The organism is Enterobacter cloacae complex sp. IR5459 (assembly GCF_049238005.1).
Taxonomy (GTDB): domain Bacteria; phylum Pseudomonadota; class Gammaproteobacteria; order Enterobacterales; family Enterobacteriaceae; genus Enterobacter; species Enterobacter hormaechei_C.
Genome location: NZ_JBMKIG010000011.1, coordinates 18,567 through 41,446, shown reverse-complemented (window position 1 = coordinate 41,446; position 22,880 = coordinate 18,567). Strand labels below are relative to the sequence as shown.

Below are 22,880 nucleotides of genomic sequence, written 5' to 3'. Positions count from 1 at the left end.
TTCTCTCTCCATATTTGTAAGGCTCTCATTTGATTCTTGTCAAACATTAATCTGGAAAACTAAAAAATCATTTCTTTTAATTCGTTTTACAGAAATCCTCCTCCGTTATTTCGGATATAGTTTGAATAATTATCAAAAACGGGGTGCAGCCATGCGTAAGAGTTACACATTTGGTATTCCATTTGGACTCCAGAGAGAATCAGGACTCTTTTTAGATATTACAGAGGTCAGCCGGGGTATCGACTGTAACTGCATCTGCCCCGCTTGCAAAACTGATCTGTTAGCAAAGCAGGGGGAGGTCAAGCTTTGGCATTTCTCACACAGTACTGCTGTAGCCGGTGACTGTGATGGTCTGATGGAAGCCATCCGGGGAAAAATTATTGAAGTCATCAACGAGCACCAGGTTCTTGGTTTCCCAAATCTTCTCGCTGGCGACGATGGTGGGCCGGTTTCACTGAATGAGGTTATTGGAAGCGGCAGTATGTTCGGAGGCACAGCTGATCTGTTCGTAAAGGTTAATGATTTATGTGTGGCCGTCTTTCTGGACAGGGATCGTAGCATTTCTGCGAAGTTAACCTTTGACCACCTTCATCCTTCCGAAAGAGTTGCCGCATTGCGTATCGATCTTCCAGATATTGAATATGAAATCAGTCAGGTGCAGCTCGGGCGACGTAAAACAACATACAGTGAGTGCATTGAAAGCCTGATCATTGATGAGACCAGTTCCCGGGAATGGCTATATCATCCATTAATGCATGAACTTGAATCTGAACCTCTTCAGGAGTATCGGGGACGGGAGCCTTCAGAGGAAGGGCCTCTTCTTCAGCGCCTTGCTGACTGTAAGATGAAATTGCCTGATATCCTTCCGGGCAGTCATAACGCGTTAGTCAGGTTACAGCAGGATACGATTGTATGTCTGTGTCGGTTAACGGTTCGGGCTTATGACATCGCTCAGACCGATGAATTTCCTTTGTTCCTTCGCTATTTCAGGTTGCACTGCCTGGAAAACAGCGAACATGTCAGTTACGAAAGACTGATCTGCTGGCAGGAAATGATTTCAAAAACCCAGGAAGGCCAGTCCTTGACACAAAACGAACTTGAATATCTTCATGAGATTGTCCGCATCGCCTTATACAATCACCGGCTTAACAATGTCAGTATTTCAGATGTTAAAAACCATGACACAGGAAAGGAGAGCGGCAGGGTAGAGCCACAAAACTATTCACTCTTATAAATAAATTGGGCTTTGCGCATTAAACCCTTGCCGCAGGAGGTGTACCGCATATCCGGCACAGACAGTCAGTTTTTCTGGCAGCTTAAATTTGACACAGCTTAATATAGTGATTCATTAAACAGGTTCAGTATGCTGCCAGAACGTTTTAGTCGTTATGGGCGTCCGTTAGTTTTCTACTAACTGAACGACGACCAGCCTGCCGCCTTCCTCCTTTGACAGAACAAACTGAGCGTTATTCGTCAGTTCAATTTTTTCCCCAATGGCAATCTGTCGTTTATCCGGTAATGACATAAGCCCATTTATGCCTTCATTTACTAACCACCACTGATCGTTATGGAAAACAAAATACCCAACTCGTTTCCTTTGCAAATCGGTTGTACGCTCATTTGGCGCAATGAGGCGATTCACATGCCACGCATAGATTGACTGCCCGCTCCACACCATCAACCGGTGGTCGTCAGGACGATAACTGCCTTCCTTTCGGGAAGAATATAAATTTAGAACCGGTAATTTACCCTTGTATGGCGTACCGCAGTAGGGACAAACCGGCTTTGTCTTACCCGAGAAAACGTACCATTTCTGTTCACACGCCTTGTTCTGGCAGGGCTGTATCAGATCGACTGTTTTAACCAGGGCGCTTTCCCACTCATCGGCGGTCGGGCGTTTAGTGGCATCGTGTAAGCCATCTATAAAGGCGCGCTCAAACAAAGGTGTCAGATAAGGGCCCATGATGGTGTAAGGAATTTTCTCCGGGTCAGCCCAGGGCAGTGAAAAGGACGATAGCTGACTGACTTTGACTGCATTGCTTTTGTCTGTCGGATGTTCAATGAAGAGTGCCTTCTCACCCATAGATAAGGTCTCATCACGTACTTCATCCGACATGTCATGTATTTTTCCGCCACGTAGCGGATGACGGAAGAACAGATACATGTAGATAAGCACCGACAGCGCATGACGGTCAGTAGTAATGCTTGGCAATACGCGGTTCGGATCCTCTTTGGAAAGATGACTGGTTTTCACCACTTCCGGAGCGATAAAATCCGGGGTGCCCACCACGTCGGGAGGATACTTTCCAGGGACAACCAGGCCGTCTACGTCAATGATGCAGGCATGTCCCATTTCTGGATCGATAAGCACGTTTTTATAGCTTAGATCGCTGTGACAGAGACCTGCCGCATGCATCCTTCTGACGGCTCTTGTCAGCAGCAGACAGACCTTGAGATAGGTAAGCGTATTGCCTCGTTCACGTGGGTCGAGAAATTTGTTCTGGTTGCTGGCGCTGGCAAACCATTTGCCTTCCTTTTCACGACCTTTTATGCCAAGAAAATCATCGTTTTTAGAGCCGTATTTAAAGAAAAAGTAGCTTTTGTAGGTTGGAACCACGATGCCGATTTTATCCCCATGCTCAACAACATGGGTCGGCCAGCAAAACAGGTCCTTCCAGTATTCACCTCCGGACTGGCCAAAAATGTTTTGCCTGTAGCGTCCGGTGATCATATCAATCCGATCCCGGGCCTGCTCGTTCTGCGGTTTATGATAAAAAGCGACGACGTATGATTTATCAGGCGAAAAGTAAACATCCTTCATCGAGCCCGAACCAATTACCTCGTCAACATACTGGACTGTTTCGCCGTCCTTTGTTTTGCACGTAACGATATTTGCCATATTGATCACCGAAAAAGCGTATCCCTTACCACAACACCGCAATAGTGCGGTCATCATGGTTCCCTGTGGAGAAAAAGTTAAGCCAGTCGCCTAACCTCTCAGGCGCAATACTGGCGTCTGTAAGGACAGGGTTGAGCTCATCAACGAGACGGGTCCATTTTTCGTCACTGCGAAGCCCATTATCCGTCTCAAACAGAGGGTCTGAGACGCCGTCTGTCATGAGGATCAAGTGAGATACATCATTCCATTTACCCACGCTGATGCGGCCGCTAAACGAGGGGTCTGCGATAATGCTCTGGTCAAGGAAACGGGTTTGTCCTGCGTATTCTCCGCTATCGGGATTTCCCAGTATCCTGACTTTACCGGAAGGGCTGTATGCACCTATCGCACCATCACCAAGCCAGAATGCAGCCGCAAACAGCTCGTTATCAGTTCGTAGCGCTACAGTTGCCAGAAGGGTTGTTGAATAGGATTTCACAGGTTGTTCTGCACAAATGGCTTCGTTCTGGATACTGTTGACCGCGAGCGTAGCTGCCTGTTTAAAATGATGAAGCATGGCGTTTATTGTTGCCTGCTGATCGCTCCCTTCCCACGCCGTGATGTGCTGCTTTAAATGGACGCCTTTCACACCACTGAGCTGATTTAAAAGGTAATCGCCAGCCGTTTTGACTGCAATCCGGGAGCCTTCCCGGGAATTTACCGCACTACCGGCTCCGTCTGCGACCAGCATGACAGACCATCCTGTTTCCTGGCAGTGGTTGATGTAGAAGTCGTCATCTCTGAAGCTTCCGGCATGCTCATGAGAGCGTCCCCGGCGACTGGCGGCAGCAATACGTATATCACCCCTGACCAGGCCAGCAGCGTCCAGATGGGACTTAGGGTAGGGAGCGTCTGCTGGTGGCTCTACCACCTTCCACAGGCTTCTCGGATCGGGATTGATTATAAATAGCTGTTTTGTTTCACATTCGTCGTGCGACGTGCATGACCAGATTACTGAAAGCTCTATATCGCCGCTTTCGGTGGGAGTACCTGTCAGCAACTCCTGTTCTTTGTCAAAAGACAGGCCAATGTTCCGGGGAAAGACAACGTCCCTGACAGTAGCCTGCTGGCCCTCACCCAGAACGATAGCAACCGGCGAAGAGAAACGTTCGCCTGCGCGGGCGTTGGGGATCGTTATTTTAGCTCTCGGGGGAACGGCAGGTGGCACAGCTAAGCTGGCCCGCTGCTGGCCTGTCGGTATCTGCCCGGGTTTTAATACCAGGGAAGACAGGTTTTCGTCTTCCCTCTGTGCTGGTTTATCAAATTCGTAATAAGGCATCAGCTTCCAGAACGGAGGATGAGGCTCATTTTCTGGCAGGGGTTGCAGTGCTGATGTATCGGTAGCGTCAATGCCCGGGTTATCAGCAACACTTACGACCGTTTGTTGCTGATCGGAAAGACTGGATGCTGACGAGGCGGCAATCTCTGCGTCGTTATCACCTTCGCTAACCCGCGCAGATAAACCCTGTGCAAGGCTCTCAATCCGCTCTTTAAGCCGCATAATTTCTTCGGTAAGGGATGGGTCCTGCGATAGAAGTAAAAGCCGCTCACCTTCAACAGGGTGGCCCAGCTCAGACAGAACTAAGCGGATAATCTTCTCTTCAAGTAAAGCATTTTGCGACATCAACCTCTCCCTCTGTTTACGTCGAAGTTAGTGTTTCCGCCATCATTGCTGAATGACAGGCCTGTTTCACACCACGGGCAGATCACGTCATCCGGGCCGTCAATACACAGCAACTTTCCGCATGAGCACAGGGCAAACGCACTGGCATTACCGCAGTGGGGGCAACCCGGTACGCCATGCAGTTCGCTGGTATTTACCTGCAAACCGGTAGCGGTGGCATCTGACCACGCAAAATAGTCCTCATCGATGGGATAGCATCCGGCAATATTAAAGCTGTTCAGGTTCAGACTGAAATCGAGCCCGGAAACCCTTGCTGGTGGCCGTTCATACTTCATCAGGTACGGACGACGGGTCTTGCTGCAACGGCCGGTAAGCGTAACGCAGTTTTCGTCGTACGCTTTTACTGGCTCGTCCTTGGCCAGCCGGACTATGTATTCAGTCTGGCTGAGCTCAGGTTGTTTGTCGTCCCCGACGCTGCGGCTGTGCGCCGTAACCGAGGCCGTGATCCATTTGATGAAGCGGGTAAAGTCCCCTTCCTGAGACTCGGTGAACAGCATGACATTCTCTGTCAGTTGCCGCAGGATATTCAGGTCCGCTGACGGCCCCAGGCCAACGGCAATGAGATTCACTTTTCTCGCGTAGTGATCCTTCCAGCGCTTCACTTCTGCGGTTGTGTCGTCAGTCGGACGTCCGTCGGTAAGGAGGTACACGACGGGTTTCCAGTCGCCTTTTGCCTCATGAGTGGTTTTTCTGACCTGGGTATCAATTTGTACGGTCAGCTCACGCAATGCGGCCCCAAGGCTCGTACCGCCGCCAACGGGAAGGCGGGGAGGGTAGAACGAGGCAATTTCGTGAAGAGGTACAATCGTACGGGCTACACCGGCAAATGCGATTACCGAAACCCAGGCTGTTTCAAGTGCGTGTGGATCCTTTCTTAAATCTCCGACGATCATTTGCAGACCATCAGTCATTTTTTTCAGGTTTTCACCAATCATGGACTCTGAACAGTCCAGGACAAAAAACACGGGAAGGCGTCTCATAATTTTCCTCGTACGGCTGGTACGGCCAGCAGAAAACGTTGCTGTACAGAAAGGTGCTGCCCGGAAAGCAGCACCTTTCTGTCTGTCAGAGCACCAGCTGGATTTCTGGTGGAGGAGGGGGAAGGGTATCAGTTCCGTTATTGATCCCCGCGCTTGTGCTGCCGGAAGACACGCTGGCCGATACCCATTTAAAGAAACCTGCAAACGCGGTTGAATCTAGCGTCTCCAGAGACACAACCTTATCGGTGAGCTGTTTTAAGTGCTCATGGCCTGCTTTAGGACCAACGGCGCAGGCAATGATGGATCCGAATCCCCGGCCGCGAATCGCTTTTACCGCTTCACCGTACGCCAGGGCATCAGAAGGGGTTCCATCAGTCATCAGGAATACCAGAGGACGCCAGTCTCCTTTGGTATCACCATCTGAGCGACGTACATCCCGTTCAACACACTGCATCAGACATTCAAGGGCAGCACCGGTGAACGTCCCGCCTGCGCTTGGCACAACGATGTCAGAAAACTGGAAGTCTTCCAGCGGGGTGAGAGGCATGAACTCACGCGCCTCATTGTCATAGGTGATAATGGAGATATGAACGCTTTCGAGGGCGTAGGGATCCTGGCGAAGAGCGCTAAGCATCGCCTGAATTCCAACGTTAACGGAATGGATTGACTCACCGCGCATCGAGCCGGATGTGTCGATAACAAGGTAAACAGGCAGGCGGCGCATCACATGTAATTCCTCAGGTGCGAGACAAACGAATCTGATTCTGAAGGCTCACCAATTGCCCTGAGTTTCCAGCCTGTAGCCTCGCGTATCAGCTCGGCAAAGACCATGGAGCGCTGGCTGGCGAAGGCGGGTCCGCCAGAAAGATCGAATCGTGCCATTTCAATATTACGGGCATCTACTGCCCGGATGAAGGCATTCTGAACTTTACCAAAGTGCTGCTGGAGCTTTTCACCATTGTAGATCTGAACGATGAACACAATTTTCTCGTACTGAGCGTCAAGGGAATTCAGGCGCACAATAATTTGCTCATCGTCACCGTCACCGGCTCCGGTTCGGTTATCGCCCGTCAGCCAGATATTGCCTGACTTATGGCGAAGGCTGTTGAAAAAGATGATATCGCCATTCACAAGCGTTGGTTTACCATTTTCCACATTGCCGAGATCGGTCACCTTTCCGGCTGAATTACACAGGAAAGCGATCACATCAAGGTCGTATTCTTCTTCTTTTTTACCAAAGATCCCGCCGAGAAAACCTTTCTTTTCCTCATTAATATCCCAACCGAGGCCGATAGTAACGGACGAGAGATCGTATTCATTTTTTTTCAGGCTTACGCCCTGGCCTTTGCTCAGACTGACAGACATGATATCCCCTTAATCAATAAAATTATAAGACCACATTTACTTCTGGCGGCGGCGGTGGCAGGTCTTCAAGACCGATCACTTCTTTTTTGCTGGACTCCACTTTCTGACTGCCTACCGAAATGCTCGCACTGACCCATTTAAAGAAAGCTTTAATCGTCGAACTGTCAGCTGTATCGAGCTGAACCACGATTTCAGTGATTTCTTTGAGGACGCTGGTATCGGCATCATGCCCGGCTGCACATGCCACAACAACGCCGGTTCTGGCCGCTTTAAAGTCATTCAGGCCTTTACGCCAGTCATCATTCGGACTTCCATCCGTCATCAGGAATACAAGGGGACGCCAGTCACCTTTAGTGTCAGCCGTCGTTTTCTGTACTTCTTTGGCAATGGAGCTGGCCGTGAGGGAAAGCGCTTCGCCAAGAGACGTGGTGCCGCTGGCTGTTAGTGCTGGCATCTGGAAACTCAGGAGGTCTGTCAGGGGGACTGCCTGTCGGGCTGAAGAATCAAAGGTGATCACTGACACGTGAGCCGTTTCGAGTGCATACGGATCCTGTTTCAGCGTGGTAAGCAGCGTCTGAACGCCATTTTTAACCGCTTCGATAGGCTCTCCGTGCATAGAGCCGGACGTGTCGAGTAGCAGATATACGGGTAAGCGTCTCAAATGTAATTCCTTCTTAAGAGATCGGAAGAGGAGAGTAGTTTCAGGAAGAGGCCAGGGTTTGTTGATTTGATAAAACGGCACGACATCTGTCGGGTGGAGATTAAATACTCAGAAGCGGCATTAAAGAAATAAGTTAACCACCATAGAATTACCGACATGTGAATGGCCTCTTATCAACAGAAAAATAATTCAGACCGGACTGGAATATAAGATTTCTGAAAAAACTCGGACAAATAAACTGTCTTATGTATGAAATTCATCATACATCACAGATCTGCATGAATGGAGTGTAAAACGCCCAAAGATTGATGTGTAGCACAAGAGGATGTCAAGACACCAGGTTTTGTAGTCAGTAAGGCGCTGCTGGCATTGCGGGAGGAGAATAGATCAAAACTACGTCACGCCAATACAGAGGTAAAATATGACAAAACCGGGGTTTTCACCCCGGTCTGAGATTTAGCGTCAGGACTTTTTAGCGCTGTATTCTTTTATCAGTTCGTCAACGGAGTGCAGAGCCAGCTTCTCTACCGCTTCACTTCGGGTCGAGCCACTCAGCGCAGCCAGACGGTCAATTTTTCTTAAGATCCGCATGCGTAGCGATAAGGACACGGCTGTTTTTTTATCCTTATCGAGTACGACCTTCCCTGTAGACTCACCGGTTTTCAGTTCAGCATTCTGTGCGAGCGCTTCATTCATCCGGCGAAGGGTCTTTTTATCCAGCTGGCCCGGATTAACGAGATGGTAGGAATGACCTGCCTTGCTGTATTTGATCTCCGCAGAATATGACTCGCGTAGCTCTTTGAGGGCCCGGGTTAATGTCGGCTCTGAGCATTCCAGACTGGTTATAATGTCGGCAGCGGAAACGGGCTTGCCGGTGCCCAGTAAGTTGGCAAGCTTAAAAATCCGGGCCTGTCTGGTATTTAATTGCATCGTAAGATTTAGCCTGCTTAAAGGGTTAGTGGTTCAATAGGCTGAAAAATGAAGGTACTGCTCATCTTTCGAATAACCGGGTGATCGCCTAACGCTTCAACCGGATCAATGTGTTCTATGCCTGCAAAATTTACTGACGACATCTGGCTGCGAGTGCATTTGCAGGACAGGATATACTCATCCTCCAGATAGCCGGTCCGCTTACTGACCCGTTGCGTAAAGCCTGACACAATCACGTTGTCGAAAGGTAGCGTATGTAAAACGATACCGACCAGGCGGAACAAGCAGCCATGGACGTGGCGGGCATAGTTTTCGCGTACGGCTTTTTGCGTCATGGCTTTTTCCGTCAGCTCCGTGCCCCGGGCATTAACGCCGTAAATCTTATCAGGGAAATCTTCAATCTCAGCTAAATCAACGTCCAGCAGGACTGCTGATAGCTCCGGCTTTACTTCAAATGCAACAATCGTTTCACGCGGCCATTCAGTTTCTGCCAGCACACCCGCCAGGTATGATTCGAAAAACGCGGCGTCTGTCCGGAACTGCTGCCGGGCATCTGCCTGAGCCGTGGCGAGCCGTTTTTCATGTTCTTCTGCTTCAAACTTCCAGTTTGCATACTGTTCGGCCCAGGCCGTCCGTTGTTGCTGGTACCGGTGCTGTCGAAGGGTATTCTCACGCTCCACATCAATCAGCTCCTGCTGCCACCGGCGAAGATTTTCGGCGTGGCGCTCAGCTTTAGCTGATTCCGATTCAAACCATTTACCCAGAAAACTAATGCCTTCGCTCTCGGCAGGCTTTTCCGGCAATGCAAGGTAGTCTGGCTTTTCTGGACGCACCGGTGCCGGAACCTGAAAAGGCGACGTTCTGTTATGCAGGTATACTGCTTCCAGCTCTGCCCAGCTGATGCCTGTTTTTGGATCCGGCGTCAGCTCGTGAATATTACGGATTGCGGTTACCGCTGACATGAGTTCAGCGGCTTCCTGCTCAAGCGCCTGTCTGAGCCCCGGGTCGGTTGCCGTCCGGTTTCCACCTCCGGAACGCGCGGCCCGGTCAAGCCGGGTACGGTAACTCAGCCCGGTACCGGGCAAGCCCAGATTGGCATAGGTCCCCCGGCTACCAAAAGAAACGGAAGCACCTCTCGGCCCGACACTCAGGCTCGGTGCACCGTTACTCAGGTTGAGGCGAACGCCAGGAATAATGTTGATCGACTTTCTGAACCTGAACCCCATTATGATTTCCTTAATGATGCTGGGTCACGGTAAGTAATCTGATTCCATCAGCGCTTTGCTCGTTCTGTAACCCATAAAAACGAGCTCTGTCCAGAATGCCAGCCGCCCAGCGGCGATGTGTGGCGGGTTCACACATTGCTCCCTGCGACTTAAACACGGCCTGGGTAGAGTTCAGGATCCGCAGAGCGTCAGAATACTCACCCTGAGTGACCATCAGCGCGTTTTGAATGACCTCTATCTGACCCGGGTGAATGGCCGTTTTCCCAACAAGCCCATGTGCCATATCAAGAGCCAGCTCTCTGGCCATAACGGCATGATCGTCAATATGCTCACATACGGGCGCGGTCAGGGCAAAATCACGCGGGCCGAAGACTGAAACGAGCATTTTGATGACGTAGCCCATCGGGCTGTCATACAGCGTCAGGTCCCGGGGGCGGCGAAGCGACACAACGTTCATAAGATCGTTGCCGCCGATTCGAAGCGCAATAATGCGGTCGTGGCAGGGATGTTCCACCAGGCGAGTGGCCAGCTCGCGCATCTGAACCACGTCAAAGACGTCTTCTGTTTCCAGCGTTGGCATCATGCACAGGTGAGTCCCGCCCATGATATCCCACCATTCAGCTAACGAACTGAGGGTAAATTTCGGCAACACAAACCCATCGACAGCGGAAAGATCATAATGCGCTTTTAACCATCTGCCCATTTCGGCATGCCGAGGGCGAATGAACACCAGAGGCCAGTCATTTTTACCCAGGCTACGCATGCTGTTACTGAGCTCGTGCAGCAGGTGCTCCAGATTTTTGAGGGCGATGGGGATGTCTGCTTCACTGACAGCATCCTCCAGGCAAATCACCAGAGAGCGCAAACCCGGGATTTTCCCGTGCAGGACGGCATCAGCAATATCTTCCCGTGTTGCAGGCATGTATAGCGTGGCTCCCAGATTCCAGGGAGAAAGACGATTTTTCATCAGAGTACCTTCTTGATAATGGTTACAGCCCGATACTGGCCGAGGGTTCCCCCCATTTCTGTAACAACTATTCCCTTTTCACGAGCAAGCCCTACAAGCAAGGCAACGTCCGGGTCGTCAATAGAACGCACAAATACATGGTCCGGTACCCGACGTAATACAGCCCGGGTTGCTTCAGCAATACCGGGTTTAATACGATTGACGCTGTCCACTTTAAATTCATCGGCCAGGAACGCGATAACGTCGCGACTTGTCTGCCATAAGACCCGGGCTGACTCCATATTCCAGCTCAGGGTAGCGAGGGATGACGGGGTTAACTTCTTACGGAAATGGGCGACGGTATCGACAAGCATCCGGCTGCATTCGAATTCACTGAGATGCTCGCAAACCATGCACCCATGTAATCCTTCAGAGGACCATACTGACCGGGAGATCAGGCCTGATACCGGCGCACCCATGATGCCAAAAGGAATGAGCCAGTCATCATCACTGGCTGCAAGCCAGGAGCAGCCACAGGGATCGGCCAGGACAACCAGTCGCGGCTGCTCAGGATAGCCCGGGCGATCTTTCAGTGCGCGTACAAGCTCTCCGGTAATTGCGCCTTTACCTGTCCATCCGTCAACAAAGACAATACCGCTGGTACCATGGCGCTCTTCAATGACGTCGAGGGCTGCACCGTCAATTCCACGATCCCGGATAATGCTGATACCGTAATGCCATGAGGTTTTCCCCATGTCACGCAGGGCCTGGTGCAGCATAACGCCGAGCGGCACGCCAGCTCTGACGAGACTGGCCAGTACAATGGGCTCATCACCGAAGCGTTCGGCCAGAGCAATAGCGAGCTGTGTGACTTCTTTTGCAAGTCTCTCTGCGCCCCGATCCAGCGCCCGGTGAAACAAATCAAGATGCCATTGTGTTGGCGCTGGCTCCTGACTGAGCATGTCCGAATAATGTTTCTTCCCTGACTGAATCAGCTCTTCTTTTTGCTCAACCGGCGTCATCTCAATGACTACCGGCTTTAGCAGAAATTCCACGTCACCGGGCTGGTATGAGCCGGTAAATGTGTCATGTGGCTGCATTTTAATTTTCTCCAAAAATTCGCTGTGAAATGGCATCTGCAAACTGACTCTGACGCGGGATGCCAAACCAGCTGCACAGTTTCATAAAACGATGATCGCTCAGGCTGTCGCCCAGACCAATTACGGGGAAGACTCCGCGTTCAGCCCGAAGTTTTTCAAGCAGCCATCTGACTGCCAGCCCTTTCTCAACCGCGGTGGGAAGCCAGGCCACGTTATTACTGTTGCGGTGGATGTAGAAGCCCTCGGTCGGAAACACCGTTTCTATCTCATCTGCAATGGCATTGAGCTCGTCAAGGCGGGTGCTGTCGCGGTGCTTCATCACCATATAAACCGCCGTTTCACCGTATTCGAAGTTCAGCCTTGCCCAGGCATTGATCCCTTTTGCGTCCATCATTTCAGTGATCAGACGCTGCATCGATGTCAGCTTTTCCTGATAGGGAGCCAGCTGGCCGAGCATATGGGCCTTCCACTCCTCGTCGGGTTTGCCTTCTGGCGTGAGAATGACGGCCCCGTGAGTGGTGATTGCCCAGGAGTGGAAAGGGATCCGTACGCGGCTGATTTCTTCAGTTCCCCGTGCGGTAACGGGTATGAGTTCAGCCTGCTCCAGGAGCCAGTCCACCAACATGGACTGTTCTTCCGTCATAAAGCTTCGTGGATTCAGGGTGCGATCAACGGCACCGGTACGGAATGGCTCCAGGGCCAGCTCGTCCACCATTTTACGACGGGTCTGAAAGAGCGTGTCGTCAAGGTCGCTCAGAACAACGGGTTTATTCATAGGTAACAATCTCCACGACGGCCGCAACCTCAGCCAGCGCTTTAAGAAGCTGCGTGTCAATACTTTCTGCGGGTGTCTCAGTACACACAAGAATGCGGTCAAACTGCTGGTGGGCGACGTTATAGACAAAATTGGGGATGCCCAGCCCGTAGTTATCCGTAAAGGAAATGGCGGACTCAATGGCATAACCAACGGCGATAGGGGAGCGGGTGGTCGATCCATAAAATGCCTGTGCTCCGGCAGCTTCGAGCCGTTCAGCAAGCAGGAACGGCTCCCAGACGAATTCCCCGGTCCCGAGAACCAGAATACGTTCCCCCTTGTGGACGGAGACCTCATGGCCGAGATCGGCCGCAGGTGCGAGCATCCCCAGTCGGCCCCAGGACTGTTTTCCCTGGATGTCCCATTCTCCTCGTGAAGTTACGTTGACTTTCGGCATGTCCGGGACAGGTGCATCAGGTAATGGGGTCCATCCCCACTTACCGCTTACAAGAGAAACCGAAGTGACTGGTAAGGTGCTGCGCTCGGACAAGGCTTTGCCACTCCAGTCGGTAAGCGTAACGGCTATAACCTGTTCAATATGTTGAAGCTTGCCGGTATTACGCAGGGCTGAAAGCAGGTTAATAAAGGTATTACCGGTGGTTGCCTCGTCATCAATCAAAACCAGCGTTCGTGCGTTGGTAACACGACGTCTTTTCTCTTCATCATCTGGCAGATAGATCAGATGATCGGTGGCGTGGCTGTGTTCTTCCTTGAACTCGCAAAGCAACGTGCCATCAACCGGGTGACGGGTAGAGGTCAGATAGACAGATTCAGGATGCTGGTGGCGCACTTCATCAAATACACCGGCCCCAAGCCCAACGGCGGTTTCAGCCATACCGATAAACAGTACGGGTCCTGTCAGTGTCGAGGGGAACTGGCTGGCAAGCTGTCTGTAGGCCTGCCGCATGACTGAGGGTGGCACGGGAATGTGCCTGCCGAGTACTTTGCTGACAAACAGAAAGGCGCGTTTCGGGTTACGTCTTTCAGCGATGTCAAACAGGTCATCGAGCGAAACTTCACCCTGGTCGCGGGTTACCTGAATCGTACCGCATGAGAGGGTACGGCGATAAATCATATCTTCGAGGATATCAGACATAAATACGCCTTAATTCAGAAGGTTAGAGAGTGATTCCGGGTATGCAATTACATCCGTAATGGATCTCACCGCAACCGGAGAAAAGGTGTTTTTAGCGCTCTGGCGCACCATATCTTCAGACATCAGACCGAGCTTAAAGGCAGCAAATAACCCAGGAAGGTTCACCCCGCTGTGAAGGGTATAACCCACCCCCCCTGACGGACGCATGTTGGTTTCAAGCAGCACCGGGTTGCCATTCACATCGTTTCGCGTCTGAACATTCACCAGCCCGTCGGCCTTCATAACCCTGGCGCAGTCACACGCCAGTTCCCAGGCGCTTCCTTCGTTTACCAGATACTGGATAACCCCTTCCTTACGGCGTCCCACGGCTGCGAGTATTTCGCCCTTATCCGCGAGGATATCGACGGAAAATTCCGGGCCTGGCAGGTACGGCATCAAAACAAGGGGTTTAAACGACTCAGCAGCTGATGCTGCTGCAATATACTGTTGCGGACTGACCAGACGATGTTCGGGATGATTAAAGACGGCCATAGGCGAAGCACTGTCATCAAAGCGCCAGAATCCCATGCCATAGATACCCGTCACCGGCTTCACGCATACCGGGCTGTCAGTGAACGGCGGGGCCGCGAGGTGTGTTTTTAATTCTGTCAGCGTATTCACCCGCCAGGATGGTACGACCGGGAGACCCTTTTGCTCCATAAACTGAGCAAAAGTAACTTTTTCGTCAGCCAGAGTTAACCAGTCGACGCCCGTTGCACCGGTAGTAAGGGTGGCACCGGTCGATTCAATGGCTGAACGGTGTTCTTCAAACCACTGGCTGTTACGGCCAGTATGAATATGGTGGATGCCGTAGGACTGAATGGTTTCCTGGATAAACTGAAGACGTTTTTGAGGATCTTCAGGTTCAGTCAAAGAATAGTCGGCAACGGAAAGGATTTCATTTCTTTCGTTACGGTGGGAGGCAAAAACGGTAATGGCAAAATTATTTTTTTTTGCAAATGATTTTACCCCCTGAATAATATCTCGCTGGGAGGATAAACCTTCCATAAACCAAATTTTCTTGTTCATTTTTTTTAATTATCCGGAACGCCATGCAAATTTATGATTGAGAAGTGAGTCTATGAGTGTCTAAGCTACATGTCAATCATAATATGATTAATAACTCCTGTGGTTATGGAGTGCGTCAGGTTTTTTGGATTCCTGATAACACATTGATATTTAAATTAAACTTAGAAAATTAACACCCTGAAAAGGATTTCTTTTTGTGTTTTTTCAGAAAACTACCAAAATTTCCCTTGTCAGAGAACTTCATCATGATATGATTTTCTTCGTCAGTTACTAAATATACCTTTGATTGTCTCGGTCATTACCATTTTAAGGAATAAAACATGGTTTCATTAGTTAAGAACCAGACGGTATCACTCAGCAAAGAATCATCTGCATTAAGCCAGCTTCATTTCGGTCTCGGTTGGGATCCGGTTAAGAAAAAAGGTCTTCTTGGAGGATTGTTTGGAGGCAACGACTCAATCGATCTCGATGCTGGCTGCGTATTAATGGACAGCACCGGTAAAACAATTGACACCATCTGGTTCCGCAAACTGGAATCCACCTGCGGCGCTGTTGTGCACAGTGGCGATAACCTGACCGGTGAAGGTGACGGTGACGATGAGGTGATTAATGTCAACCTCTCCCGACTGCCTGCAAACGTTGAATACCTGGCGTTTACGGTAAACAGCTTCCGTGGTCAGTCGTTCAATGACGTCGAAAACGCGTTCTGCCGCGTTGTCGATCAAACCGGCAAAGAGCTGGCTCGCTACAAGCTGACTGAGCAGGGCTCACATACCGGGATCGTTATTTCTTCGCTGCGCCGTAATAACGGCAACTGGGACTTTACCGCCCTTGGCCATGCCTGTCGCGGCCGCACAATTGACGATATGCACTCCGATATCGTTTCAGCGGTTATTCGCTAATGAACCTGACGCCGGGGGGCAATGCCCCCGTTCCAGCCCAGGAGTTGCGGGTCCGGATCACCTCGGGCGGCCAGGTGGATGCTTCGGCGTTTCGCCTGTATGCCGACGGGAAGGTGCAGGGTGATGCGGACATGGTGTTTTATGGTCAGCCACGTAACGATGATGGTACCGTCAGCCTGGTCAGTGAAGGCCAGTACTCAACCTTTACTGTCGCGCTCAACCGGCTGAAACCTGATGTCCAGAAAATTGCGTTCACCGTGACCTGTGACGGTGGGCAGACGGTGTCCGGTCTTCGTAATCTTTCCATCGACGTGGAGCAAGGGGCTACCGGCCTGGTTAGCGGCAGTGTCGAACTGAGCGGCCGTCAGGAAGCAGCCTTAATTCTGGGTGAATTTTACCGTCGTAATAATGACTGGAAATTCCGCTTCGTTGCGCAGGGGTTCAACGGTGGACTTAAACCGCTGGCAGAGCATTTCGGCGTAAATATTGCCGACGAACCGGCTCCCGCAGCCCCGACTCCTCCGGTTGTAACCCCTCCGCCAGTTGAGACAAAAATCAGCCTGAGCAAGGTATCGCTGACAAAAGAGAAGCCTGCAATCAGCCTGACCAAACGGGATAACTTCGGTGAAATCCGGATCAACCTGAACTGGCACCGGGGCAGCGGCAAATCAGGCTTTGCAGGCATGTTCGGCTCCAAAGGAATCGACCTGGATCTGGGGGCCTTTGTTGAGCTTCAGGACGGGTATAAATCGGTCATTCAGGCGCTCGGTAATGCATTCGGTGATTATCGCGATGAACCGTATGTTCAGCTCAAGGGCGATGACCGGACGGGTGATGTATCAGACGGCGAGTGGCTGCATATCAATGGACGTGAATGGAAGCATATCCGCGAAGTGCTGATTTACGCCTTTATTTATGAAGGTGTTCCCAGCTGGGACAAGACTGATGGTGTGGTCACCATTCATGTGCCGGATCAACCGCCCATTGAGACCCGCCTGACCGAAGGTGAAAACCGTCGCACATTGTGCGCCATTGCCAGACTCGTAAACGAAAACGGCGCAATTAAAGTCGAGCGAATTAACCAGTACTTCAAAGGCCAGGACGAAATGGACCGGGCATTTGGCTGGGGATTTCGCTGGAGCGCCGGTTCTAAATAACACAGCAACAAAGGAAACAGGTATGAGCTTTTTCGACAAAGTTAAAGGTGCCATTAACTCAGGCCGTGACGAACTGACCCGCCAGGTTGGCCGTTTCAAAAACAAAAAATTCATGCAGGGCACCGTTGCTGTATGTGCCCGTATTGCCGTATCGAGTGACGGCGTAAGTTCGGAAGAAAAGCAGAAAATGATGGGCTTTCTGCGCTCTTCAGAAGAGCTGAAGGTCTTCGATACCAATGAGGTGATTGAGTTCTTCAATAAACTGGTTTCAAGCTTCGATTTCGATGTTGAAATCGGCAAGGGCGAAACCATGAAATACATCCTGGCGCTGAAAGATCAGCCTGAGGCCGCTCAGCTGGCCTTACGTGTTGGTATTGCCGTTGCGAAAAGTGACGGTAACTTCGATCAGGACGAGAAACTGGCCTCCCGCGAGATCGCTATCGCGTTGGGCTTCGACCCGGCTGAATTTGGCCTCTGATCCACATCCCTAAGGGTAAAATATGGTTTCCACACACATCGGCTTCCCGACTGAAACGGTCATTGTTTTTATTGCGCTTTCAGTCGGTGCCATCTTTATTGACCTGTTTATGCACCGTGATGACAAGCCTATTTCGCTGAAGAGTGCGGCGCTCTGGTCCGTATTCTGGGTTGTGGTTGCGATGGCATTTGCCGGTTTCCTCTATATCCACCACGGTGCTGAGGTTGCCAGTCTGTTTGTCACGGGTTATGCGCTGGAGAAAGTGCTGTCGGTCGATAACCTGTTCGTCATGATGGCCATCTTCTCCTGGTTCGCCGTTCCGGATCGTTATCGCCACCGTGTTCTCTACTGGGGGATCATTGGTGCCATTGTCTTCAGGGGCATCTTTGTCGCCATCGGTACGAGCCTGCTGAGTCTGGGGCCGTATGTTGAAGTTGTCTTCGCTATTATCGTTGCCTGGACAGCGGTCATGATGCTTAAAAGCGGTGATGACGATGATGAAATTGAGGATTACTCCCAGCATCTGGCTTACCGCATGGTTAAACGCTTCTTCCCTATCTGGCCGAAGCTCAGAGGGCATGCCTTCCTGCTTAACCAGAAGGAAGTGGATGCTGAACTGGCGAAACCAGAAAACAGCGATGTCACCATTGGCCGTGGTAAAAAAGCGGCGCTGTATGCGACCCCGCTGTTCCTGTGTGTGGCTGTGGTTGAACTCTCGGACGTAATGTTCGCGTTTGACTCGGTACCGGCAATCATTGCCGTCAGTCGTGAACCGCTTATCGTCTATAGTGCCATGATGTTTGCTATCCTGGGCCTGCGTACTCTGTACTTTGTCCTTGAGGCACTGAAACAGTACCTGGTTCATCTGGAGAAGGCCGTTATCGTGCTGCTGTTCTTCATCGCGGCAAAACTCGGCCTGAATGCGACCGATCACATCTGGCATCATGGTTACAGCATCGCGGCAACAACCAGCCTGTATGTTGTACTGGGTGTACTGGCGCTGGGCATTCTCGCAAGCGTCATGTTCCCGGGCAAACCTGAATCTGAGGAAAAGGGGAGTTAATCCCCTTAAGTGTTAACCTGAACAATTACTAATCGAAGAGGTTATTTTATGAGTGTTTCTCTTTCCAAAGGCGGGAACGTCTCCCTAAGTAAAGCAGCTCCGTCAATGAAAAACGTCCTGGTGGGCCTTGGCTGGGATGCGCGTTCAACAGACGGTCAGGACTTTGACCTGGATGCTTCAGCATTCCTGCTGGCCTCAAACGGCAAAGTGCGCGGCGATTCAGATTTCATCTTCTATAACAACCTGACGTCATCCGACGGTTCCGTAACGCACACCGGCGATAACCGCACCGGTGAGGGCGATGGTGATGATGAATCGCTGAAAATTAAACTGGACGCCGTCCCGTCTGAAGTTGACAAGATCATCTTCGTTGTGACCATCCACGATGCTCAGGCTCGTCGCCAGAGCTTTGGTCAGGTATCCGGTGCGTTTATTCGTCTGGTTAATGACGATAACCAGACTGAAGTTGCTCGCTACGATCTGACCGAAGATGCGTCCACTGAGACTGCCATGCTGTTCGGCGAGCTGTATCGCCACAATGGTGAGTGGAAATTCCGCGCAGTAGGTCAGGGTTATGCTGGTGGTCTGGCATCTGTATGTGCTCAGTACGGCATTAACGCGTCCTGATCAAAAAGTAACTTTTCTACCCGGGGCTGTTAATGCAGCCCTCATTCAACTGTTTGCAGGAGCTAAAAATGGCAGTTTCTCTCGTAAAAGGCGGCAATGTATCTCTGACCAAAGAAGCACCAACCATGAATGTTGCTATGGTTGGCCTAGGCTGGGATGCCCGTGTAACCGATGGTCAGGGTTTTGACCTGGACGCTTCCGTGTTCGCAGTAGGCGAAGACGGTAAAGTGTTGTCAGATGCGCATTTCATTTTCTTCAATAACAAAACCAGCCCTGATGGCGCGGTAGAGCACCAGGGCGACAACCGTACCGGTGAAGGCGACGGCGACGATGAGCAGGTCAAAATCGATCTGACCAAAGTCTCAGCAGATATCAAAAAACTGGTGTTTGCCGTTACCATCTATGATGCAGAAGCGCGTAAACAAAACTTCGGCATGGTGAGCAACAGCTTCATGCGCGTTTACAACAACGACAACGGCACGGAAATTGCCCGTTTCGATCTGTCTGAAGATGCCTCAACCGAAACCGCTATGGTCTTCGGTGAACTGTATCGTCATGGCGCTGAGTGGAAGTTTAAAGCTGTCGGTCAGGGCTTTGCCGGTGGCCTGGCGGCTCTTGCCTCCCAGCACGGCGTTAACATCTAAAATAACGCTGAATCATACCCCGGCAATGCCGGGGTTTTTTTTGGTTGCGATCCGCTATCAGGAGGGGGGGGGCAGAAAGGGTTCGGGAATCTCAGAAAGCAGAGAGATGTTAATTCTGACGTGAGCCTTTTAAAGGCAGGAAACGGATTTTTCTCTGGTTGCTGGTTAAAGCCTGTATTCCGTGCCTTATATCAACAGCATGCCCCTCTGATATATGTTACGTTTGCGACTTATGAAGGCACGGGTTCTGGAAGATAAAATACCCGACCAATGGAAATTCCAATTCAACAGGTATAGAAACTTCAACGTGATGAAATATGGTGTCACACCATATATACGCCTCACCAGAAATCCAGCGTCCTGAACTAAGCCAGGGGAACCTATATAAACGCTGCGCTTTAAAATAATCAAAAATCAGGAGAGTTAATGTGAATCTACAATCCGGACAAAACATACCACTTCAGCAATCTGCGATCAGGCTGAATCTTCAGTACCCTACCAAATCCGGCTTTAAAGGCGAACCCGATACCTGCCTGTTCCTGCTTAATGCTCAGGGAAAGGTCAGCGGCGATTCTGACTTTATCTTTTACAATAATCTGTCTTCTCCTGAAGGGGCAGTAAAGCTCGTTACCGGTTCTCAGCAGTCCAGCATTGAGATAGCACTGGATCGTGTTCCTGCGAACATCAGTAAAATTGCAATCACAGTTGTCATTGATGGTGAAGATACCATCAGTGGGCTCAGTTCGTTGAGCATGCAGGCTCAAGGAATCGCTGAGTTCCAGGCTGAGACTCAGGGCCGCAGTGAGAAAGCAATTATCCTGGGTGAAGTATATCGGCACAATGGCGCCTGGAAGCTTCGTGCGCTCGGGCAGGGTTTCAACGGTGGTCTTGAGCCTCTGGCCATTAGCTATGGCGTTGATGTCGCACAGCCAGCTCCGCAGCCAGCAAAGCCTGCTCGTATCAGTCTGGAAAAGAAACTGGAAACCAGATCTCCGCGCCTTGTAAGCCTCGCTAAAAAAGCCTCGGTCAGTCTTACTAAAAATAAACTGGACACCCTTGAGGCAGCGGTTGCATTTGTACTTGACGCATCCGGCTCAATGAGTGGCCAGTTCAGTAAGGGTAACGTTCAGTCTGTGCTGGACCGCATCGCCGTTCTTGCCGCCCAGTTCGACGACGACGGTGAAATGGATGTCTGGGGATTTGGAGAGAAGCATAAGAAGTATCCAAACGTCACACTGGACAACCTGGACACATATATTCAGTCCATTCGCGGGGCTGGAAAGCGTTCAGCCTGGGAGAACCTGCCGGGCCTCGGAGGGACAAACAACGAGCCTCCTGTGATGGAAGAAATAGTCGACTACTTTAAGGACTCGAAAATCCCGGTGTATGTTGTATTTATTACCGATGGCGGGATCAGCAAGACCCGGGCGATTAAAGATGCAATCCGGCGTTCTGCCAACTACCCCATCTTCTGGAAGTTTGTCGGCCTGGGTGGTTCAAGCTACGGTATCCTCAAAAATCTGGATGACTTTACTGACCGCCGGGTTGATAACACCCACTTCTTTGCCATGGATGATTTCGGTTCGATTAGCGATGAAAAGTTATATGATAATCTACTGGAAGAATTCAGACCGTGGATCGATGAAACAAAAAGGTTAGGCATCCTTTAATACGCACAGTTTGAGCTTGGTTGAATGAGCTCTACAGCAGCTTAATACTGTAGAGCCTTTGTTCATTGGAAATCGTACAGGGAGGCGCATATGGACCGCATCAAGTACCTGAAATGGATAGCTGAAGAATCACCAAGTACGGCTCAGCAGCTGGTGGCCTGGTTAAACAGAGCAAGGCACTATACGCCCGACATGAAAGAGCATCAGGCAGGTGTACAGATTCAAGAAAAGGGGATTGTTGTAGGGCTTAGACAAAGTACTAATCGTTATCATGGAGATTGTCTGACCATACATGTGGTACGGCTTCCGGAAGAAATACAAAACAAGGGATGGTTTAAGTCTTTTCTGAAGCTTTGCTGTGAATCGAATCCCTGGTGCGATGTTGTAATAGAAGACGTGAAAAACCCATATTTATTAAGCTTTTGTAAGAAACTAAACTTTACTGTATTAGATGAATTTTACCCGAATACTTACATAGTAAACACAGATGCCATTATGAGTTTACCTATCCCACCCTTAGGGAGATACGAAACCTATCTTTATTAAACCTGCGAACCTTTACCGGTTGCGTGGGGAGCGGATGGACTTCGGCTAAAGAAAAATCACATCGTCTATTTTGACCAGAAAAAGCTAATCTGCTTGATGTAATGCAGAAACGCATTACATTAATATCTTCTCCCAACAATCACCTGAACAATTCCCTGATTGCTTTTCACCTCATACCAGTGCTGGCTCATAGTTAGTCCTTAAGCAAATTTGTTATCGGAATAAAGAACGAAGCCAGCCTCATCGAGGCGCATAACCTTCTTCCCTTAACGCCTGTTGTAATTTTTCAATTGCGCTTTTCATTACCCAGGCTTCTTCGTCACTCACAGCACAGCCACGAAGATCGCTCCAGCTCAGACGTTTAACTAATTGAGCAAGGGCCATAGTTTCATTCTCATCAAGCTGCAAACTCAGTGTCTCAATACCTTCCACTATCTAACCTCCCTTATACTGAAAAATGGCGCTTTATTTCTGACCAGATGCCGAAGCCTTGAATGCGGCCGGAACTGCCGTTGTTTCTACTTTACAGAAATGGAATTAAAAAGTGGTGGTGCTGGGCACGTTTCTTTTCCAGTCGGGGTTTAAGCCAGAGCCGAAACTCATTCAACTTCTCAGCAGCCAAAACCGCTTCAACGGGGAAAACTTTATATTTACCCTGCTGCTGAGGTTCACCCAACCATCGCCTGATGGCTCCGTCAGTCCATAAACGAGTCTCTTTGAGCCTGGTTACAGTGACCCATTTCCTGGACCATTCATCAAATTGTCGCTGGCGATCCCGATAACGTTGTTCTTCCTGCTGACGAAGCCAGTCGCGATCAACAGCGAATTTTCGGTATCCAACAAAGAGCCCTTGTACTTTGGCCATGACAACATTCCGGTTTGCTTAGAACTGTTCAGACAGACATGTCAGGGATAAAGCTGAAGAAAAAGGTACAACGAAGAATAACCAAGACATAGGCCTGCCGGGTAAGTGGTGCGGTGCACA

General features: G+C 50.4%; 24 protein-coding genes. 9 read left to right on the top strand and 15 right to left on the bottom strand.

Translation table 11 applies throughout. From position 1 onward, the window contains the following. The first annotated feature begins 151 nt into the window (after nt 1–151). Complete coding sequence (locus ACOTX4_RS20135) at nt 152–1,234, top strand: hypothetical protein (protein WP_001232447.1); 1,083 nt, start codon at nt 152–154, stop codon at nt 1,232–1,234. 165 nt (nt 1,235–1,399) lie between these two features. Here the strand turns inward: ACOTX4_RS20135 and ACOTX4_RS20130 are convergent, their stop codons facing one another. From ACOTX4_RS20130 to ACOTX4_RS20070, 13 genes are all read right to left on the bottom strand, one after another. Beyond that, nucleotides 1,400–2,899: a helix-hairpin-helix domain-containing protein gene (locus ACOTX4_RS20130; protein ID WP_001284315.1), complete on the bottom strand. Its 1,500-nt coding sequence runs from the start codon at nt 2,897–2,899 to the stop codon at nt 1,400–1,402. A 25-nt stretch (nt 2,900–2,924) separates the two neighbouring features. After that, the gene (locus ACOTX4_RS20125) at nt 2,925–4,562 is read right to left on the bottom strand and encodes a PP2C family serine/threonine-protein phosphatase (protein WP_000081059.1); all 1,638 of its coding nucleotides are present in this window, start codon (nt 4,560–4,562) and stop codon (nt 2,925–2,927) included. Beyond that, on the bottom strand, nt 4,562–5,602 hold the full coding sequence (locus ACOTX4_RS20120; RefSeq protein ID WP_008786860.1) for a TerY-C metal binding domain-containing protein: 1,041 nt from the start codon (nt 5,600–5,602) through the stop codon (nt 4,562–4,564). Before ACOTX4_RS20120 ends, ACOTX4_RS20125 begins: the two co-directional genes overlap by 1 nt. An 85-nt stretch (nt 5,603–5,687) precedes the next feature. After that, on the bottom strand, nt 5,688–6,326 hold the full coding sequence (locus ACOTX4_RS20115; protein ID WP_421635421.1) for a vWA domain-containing protein: 639 nt from the start codon (nt 6,324–6,326) through the stop codon (nt 5,688–5,690). Further along, entirely contained in the window at nt 6,326–6,967 is a 642-nt protein-coding gene (locus tag ACOTX4_RS20110) for a TerD family protein (protein WP_000116681.1), read from the bottom strand. Before ACOTX4_RS20110 ends, ACOTX4_RS20115 begins: the two co-directional genes overlap by 1 nt. A gap of 22 nt (nt 6,968–6,989) precedes the next feature. After that, on the bottom strand, nt 6,990–7,628 hold the full coding sequence (locus ACOTX4_RS20105; protein WP_001253657.1) for a vWA domain-containing protein: 639 nt from the start codon (nt 7,626–7,628) through the stop codon (nt 6,990–6,992). A gap of 462 nt (nt 7,629–8,090) precedes the next feature. Continuing rightward, a complete protein-coding gene (gene terW / locus ACOTX4_RS20100; protein ID WP_001176767.1) occupies nt 8,091–8,558 on the bottom strand; it encodes a tellurium resistance protein TerW in 468 nt (155 codons plus the stop codon). Between the two features lie 17 nt (nt 8,559–8,575). Continuing rightward, a complete protein-coding gene (locus ACOTX4_RS20095; protein ID WP_011152964.1) occupies nt 8,576–9,784 on the bottom strand; it encodes a DUF4236 domain-containing protein in 1,209 nt (402 codons plus the stop codon). Between the two features lie 10 nt (nt 9,785–9,794). Beyond that, complete coding sequence (locus ACOTX4_RS20090) at nt 9,795–10,751, bottom strand: HpcH/HpaI aldolase/citrate lyase family protein (protein WP_011152965.1); 957 nt, start codon at nt 10,749–10,751, stop codon at nt 9,795–9,797. After that, entirely contained in the window at nt 10,751–11,830 is a 1,080-nt protein-coding gene (locus ACOTX4_RS20085) for a cysteine protease StiP family protein (RefSeq protein ID WP_001585166.1), read from the bottom strand. Before ACOTX4_RS20085 ends, ACOTX4_RS20090 begins: the two co-directional genes overlap by 1 nt. Before the next feature lies 1 nt (nt 11,831). Further along, complete coding sequence (locus ACOTX4_RS20080; RefSeq protein ID WP_001040058.1) at nt 11,832–12,605, bottom strand: hypothetical protein; 774 nt, start codon at nt 12,603–12,605, stop codon at nt 11,832–11,834. Continuing rightward, the gene (locus tag ACOTX4_RS20075; protein WP_001280115.1) at nt 12,598–13,740 is read right to left on the bottom strand and encodes a phosphoribosyltransferase domain-containing protein; all 1,143 of its coding nucleotides are present in this window, start codon (nt 13,738–13,740) and stop codon (nt 12,598–12,600) included. Before ACOTX4_RS20075 ends, ACOTX4_RS20080 begins: the two co-directional genes overlap by 8 nt. Before the next feature lie 9 nt (nt 13,741–13,749). Continuing rightward, entirely contained in the window at nt 13,750–14,808 is a 1,059-nt protein-coding gene (locus tag ACOTX4_RS20070; protein WP_012477371.1) for an ATP-grasp domain-containing protein, read from the bottom strand. Between the two features lie 320 nt (nt 14,809–15,128). On the opposite strand from ACOTX4_RS20070, the gene ACOTX4_RS20065 reads away from it, so the two are divergent. The 8 genes from ACOTX4_RS20065 to ACOTX4_RS20030 all read left to right on the top strand — a co-directional run bounded on the left by ACOTX4_RS20065 (nt 15,129) and on the right by ACOTX4_RS20030 (nt 21,895). Beyond that, nucleotides 15,129–15,710, top strand: a complete 582-nt coding sequence (locus ACOTX4_RS20065; protein ID WP_000254137.1) for a tellurium resistance-associated protein TerZ — start codon at nt 15,129–15,131, stop codon at nt 15,708–15,710. Further along, nucleotides 15,710–16,867 (top strand): TerD family protein, encoded by a 1,158-nt coding sequence (locus ACOTX4_RS20060; protein ID WP_001054786.1) that lies wholly within the window; start codon nt 15,710–15,712, stop codon nt 16,865–16,867. Before ACOTX4_RS20065 ends, ACOTX4_RS20060 begins: the two co-directional genes overlap by 1 nt. A gap of 22 nt (nt 16,868–16,889) precedes the next feature. Beyond that, nucleotides 16,890–17,345: a tellurite resistance TerB family protein gene (locus ACOTX4_RS20055; protein WP_000007449.1), complete on the top strand. Its 456-nt coding sequence runs from the start codon at nt 16,890–16,892 to the stop codon at nt 17,343–17,345. Nucleotides 17,346–17,367: 22 nt separating this feature from the next. Then, complete coding sequence (terC, locus tag ACOTX4_RS20050) at nt 17,368–18,408, top strand: tellurium resistance membrane protein TerC (RefSeq protein WP_000255079.1); 1,041 nt, start codon at nt 17,368–17,370, stop codon at nt 18,406–18,408. 48 nt (nt 18,409–18,456) lie between these two features. Then, a complete protein-coding gene (terD, locus tag ACOTX4_RS20045; RefSeq protein WP_000116680.1) occupies nt 18,457–19,035 on the top strand; it encodes a tellurium resistance membrane protein TerD in 579 nt (192 codons plus the stop codon). A gap of 68 nt (nt 19,036–19,103) precedes the next feature. Continuing rightward, entirely contained in the window at nt 19,104–19,679 is a 576-nt protein-coding gene (locus ACOTX4_RS20040; RefSeq protein WP_000301247.1) for a TerD family protein, read from the top strand. Nucleotides 19,680–20,107: 428 nt separating this feature from the next. Next, nucleotides 20,108–21,349, top strand: coding sequence for a vWA domain-containing protein (locus ACOTX4_RS20035; protein ID WP_001053340.1), 1,242 nt, complete (start codon nt 20,108–20,110; stop codon nt 21,347–21,349). A gap of 90 nt (nt 21,350–21,439) precedes the next feature. After that, nucleotides 21,440–21,895, top strand: coding sequence for a hypothetical protein (locus ACOTX4_RS20030; protein ID WP_000374058.1), 456 nt, complete (start codon nt 21,440–21,442; stop codon nt 21,893–21,895). A gap of 240 nt (nt 21,896–22,135) precedes the next feature. On the opposite strand, the gene ACOTX4_RS20025 is transcribed toward ACOTX4_RS20030, so the two are convergent. Together ACOTX4_RS20025 and ACOTX4_RS20020 are read right to left on the bottom strand one after the other, a co-directional pair. Further along, the gene (locus tag ACOTX4_RS20025) at nt 22,136–22,327 is read right to left on the bottom strand and encodes a DUF7706 family protein (protein WP_000398479.1); all 192 of its coding nucleotides are present in this window, start codon (nt 22,325–22,327) and stop codon (nt 22,136–22,138) included. Nucleotides 22,328–22,418: 91 nt separating this feature from the next. Beyond that, nucleotides 22,419–22,760: a hypothetical protein gene (locus ACOTX4_RS20020; protein WP_001151572.1), complete on the bottom strand. Its 342-nt coding sequence runs from the start codon at nt 22,758–22,760 to the stop codon at nt 22,419–22,421. Nucleotides 22,761–22,880: the final 120 nt, after the last annotated feature.